This window comes from Klebsiella sp. 28 (genome assembly GCF_018223905.1).
Taxonomy (GTDB): Bacteria; Pseudomonadota; Gammaproteobacteria; order Enterobacterales; family Enterobacteriaceae; genus Klebsiella; species Klebsiella pneumoniae.
The window spans coordinates 1-3395 of sequence record NZ_JAGRQY010000278.1 but is presented as its reverse complement, the minus strand read 5'-3'; the positions used below and the strand labels follow the sequence as shown (position 1 = coordinate 3395).

Below are 3395 nucleotides of genomic sequence, written 5' to 3'. Positions count from 1 at the left end.
GATCATAATCGCTTTGCGTCGGCCAATCTTCTCCGACAGCGAACCGAAGAACACTCCACCAATGATCGAGGCGATGTTATAGCAGACCGCGATGATGCTGACCGTTTTAGGCTCGAAGCCGTGCTGAACTTTCAAAAAGACCGGGTAAAGATCCTGCGTCCCGTGAGAGAAGAAGTTGAAAGCCGCCATCAGCACCACCAGGTACAGGCACAGCTTCCAGTGGCTACGCAGTACCGGCAGCAGGGCCGTACTCTCTTTATTCTGCCTGGCCGCCTGCCAAACCGGAGACTCCTCGACGCAGAAATAGATAAACGGCAGCAGCAGCACCGGCGCGGCGCCAATGACAAACATCCCGCGCCAGCCGAGTTGTTCAAACAGCAGCCCATAGGCGACGGCCGCCAGCAAATAGCCGAAGGGGTATCCCGCCTGGAACAGGCCGGACATCAGGCCGCGCGAGCGGTCGGGGATCGTCTCCATCGCCAGCGAAGAGGCCACGCCCCAGATCCCGCCCATCGCCACGCCGTACAGCACCCGCAGCAGGAAAAACAGCATCAACGACGGCGCGGCGGCGGAGAGCAGCTCAAAAGCCGAGAAGAACACAATATTGAGCATCAGGATTGGTTTGCGACCAAACTTCTCCGCCGCCCTGCCGAAAATTAGCGCGCCGACAGGCCGCACGGCCAGAGTCAGCAGAATCGCCAGGGTGACCTCCTCAAGGTCGACATGAAACGAGTGGGCGATATCGCTCAGTAAAAAAACTAACAGGAAAAAGTCGAAAGCATCGAGCGTCCAGCTTAAAAAACTGGCTATCGCCGCATTACGCTGTCGTGAGGTCCAGCCGTGCATCTTGTCATCCCTATCCCGACGGCATTGCCGGGAGTGTGCGCGGCGTCCAGCAGAGCGAGCTGGGGTCACCGCTTGTGTAAATTGTTTGTATAGAAAGTTGCTCTTTTGTTAATTACACCCCTTTTACGACAATCGGCAAGTTTATTAGCATGCTAATTTGTTTCAAATTGCGTGTTCCCCTCACCGGTTCGGTAATTTTCGACCAGAATTAAAACCAGGTTCGCTTAAGCGAAGCGTCATCAATGCCGCATCTGCCCACAGGAAGGGAGAGAATCATGAAGAGAATTGCCATCGTCGGCGTGGGGCCGACGGGGATTTACACCTTTTATGAACTGGTGAAGCGCGGTGAGCCGCTGGCCATCACCTTGTTTGAAAAAGAGGCGCAGGCCGGGGTGGGTATGCCCTACAGTGACGATACTACCGCGGCGCAAATGCTGGCCAATATTGCCAGCATTGAGATCCCCCCCATCGACCTGACCTACCTGCAATGGCTGCAGCAGCAAAGCGATGACTGGCTGTCAGCGCGCGGGCTTGAACGGCACGCCCTGCATGAGCGCCAGTTTCTGCCGCGGGTGATCCTCGGCGAATACTATCGCGACCGTTTTCTGTACCTCGTTGAGCGGGCCCGGGACGTCGGCTTTGTGATTAGCGTTTGTGAATCCTGTGAAGTCACGGATATTGCGGTTCAGCCCACCGGGATCGCCATCCACACCGATAGTGCAGCAGACCCGGTAATTGTCGACCTGGTGGCGATTGCCACCGGCCATCTGTGGCCTGAAGAAGAGCGCGCCAGCCGACAGTACTTCCCCAGCCCGTGGACCGGCCTGATGGAGGCCCGCATTGCCCCCTGCCGGGTGGGGATCCTTGGGACTTCATTAAGCGCGATTGATGCCGCCGTGGCGGTAGTGGCCCGCCACGGCGTTTTCCATACCGAGGACGACAAAACGACCCATTTTTCCCTCCATCCAGGCAGCGAAGCGCTGGAGATCACCCTGATGTCACGCCACGGCGTGCTGCCGGAGGCCGATTTTTACTGCCCGATCCCGTGGGAGCCGCTGGAGATTGCCACTCCCGCCGCCCTCGAAGCAGCCATTGCGGAGGGTAGCGACGCTCTGTTAGATCGGATTTTTGAGCTGATCGTTAAAGAGCTGGAATATGCTGCCCCCGACTGGAGCGAGGCGATCGGGCTTCGTCAGCTGACGCCTGACAGTATCGCCGACGCCTGGTTTGCCGACCGCCTCACCCATGACCCCTTTCAGTGGGCGCAGCGCAATCTGCAGGAGGTGGAGCGCAATAAGCGCGAACACCACACGGTGCCCTGGCGCTATGCCATTCTGCGCCTGCATGAGGCGATTGAAACCGTGGTGCCGCAGTTCAACGACGCGGACAGCCGTCGCTTCCGCCAGGGCCTCGCCCGGGTATTTATCGATAACTACGCCGCCATTCCGCCAGAGTCCATACGTCGGCTGCTGGCCCTGCACCGGGCTGGCATTCTGCGGATCCTGACGCTGGGCGAAGATTATGAGCTGCAGCGGGAGCCTGACCGGACGCTGATTGTTCATCATCGTCAGCGCTGCGAATTCGATGTCTTTATCGATGCCCGCGGACAAAAGGCGCTGAAAACCCGGGATCTGCCCTTCCCTTCACTGCGCCAGCAGCTGCTGGCCTGCGGCGACGACATTCCGGACGTCGGTGATGACTACACGCTGCAGGCGCCGGAGACAGTGCGCGGCCGGGTCGCCTTCGGCGCCCTTCCCTGGCTGATGCACGATCGCCCCTTTGTGCAGGGGCTGACGGCCAGCGCCGAGATTGCCAGCGCTATGGCCCGCGCCGTGTCGCAGCAGGCCGCCGGCCGACGGCGCCGTCTCTGGTATATCGAATAGCGGAGCGCTTAAGCGCAATATCCGAATACTGGGGGGTGAACAGGCGTGCTATAAACAGCAACTGTCCGTCCCCTGCACGACCACGTTTAACATTTACGAGGTATTCATGAGTCATCTTTTTAGCGCGACGCGAATTGGTCAACTCACCCTTGATAACCGTATCGTTATCGCCCCGATGTGTCAGTACTCCGCCGACGAGGGTAAGGCGACCTCCTGGCACCGGATCCATCTTGGCCAACTGGCTTTCTCCGGCGCCGGCCTGTTAATTCTGGAAGCCACGGCGGTAGAGCCTGCGGGGCGTATTTCCCCGGGGGATCTGGGGCTGTGGGATGATGAAACCGAAAACGCCCTGCGCGGCGTAGTCGAAGATATTCGGGCCTGGTCGCCGATCCGTCTGGGGATCCAGCTGGGTCATGCCGGACGCAAGGCATCCTGCGCCGCCCCGTGGCAGGGAGGCCATCAGCTGGCGCTCAACGATGGTGGCTGGCAGACCGTCGCCCCTTCCGCCGTGGCGTTTCACGATGGCGATCGCCCCCCCGCTGAACTGAGCCATGCCGATCTGGCGCGCATCAAAGCGGCCTTCGTAGCCAGCGCGCTGCGCGCCCAGCGGCTGGGCTTTGAGCTGATTGAACTGCACGCCGCCCACGGCTATCTGCTGCACCAGTT

Annotated in this window: 2 protein-coding genes and 1 pseudogene; 2 read left to right on the top strand and 1 reads right to left on the bottom strand. The window is 59.9% G+C overall.

The window, feature by feature from the left end:
- Positions 1-846 (bottom strand): MFS transporter (locus tag KHQ28_RS28220; protein WP_073578658.1); only part of this gene is annotated, 846 nt, incomplete at its 3' end.
- A 275-nt stretch (positions 847-1121) separates the two neighbouring features.
- Between KHQ28_RS28220 and KHQ28_RS28215 the strand changes: the two genes are divergently transcribed.
- Together KHQ28_RS28215 and KHQ28_RS28210 are read left to right on the top strand one after the other, a co-directional pair.
- The gene (locus KHQ28_RS28215; protein WP_032418946.1) at positions 1122-2729 is read left to right on the top strand and encodes an FAD-NAD(P)-binding protein; all 1608 of its coding nucleotides are present in this window, start codon (positions 1122-1124) and stop codon (positions 2727-2729) included.
- Between the two features lie 106 nt (positions 2730-2835).
- A pseudogene (locus KHQ28_RS28210) lies at positions 2836-3395 on the top strand (oxidoreductase); the annotation flags it as partial.

Excerpts from the sequence above, each read along its gene's own strand:
- KHQ28_RS28215 (WP_032418946.1), top strand. The coding sequence starts at position 1,122 with ATGAAGAGAATTGCCATCGTCGGCGTGGGGCCGACGGGGATTTACACC.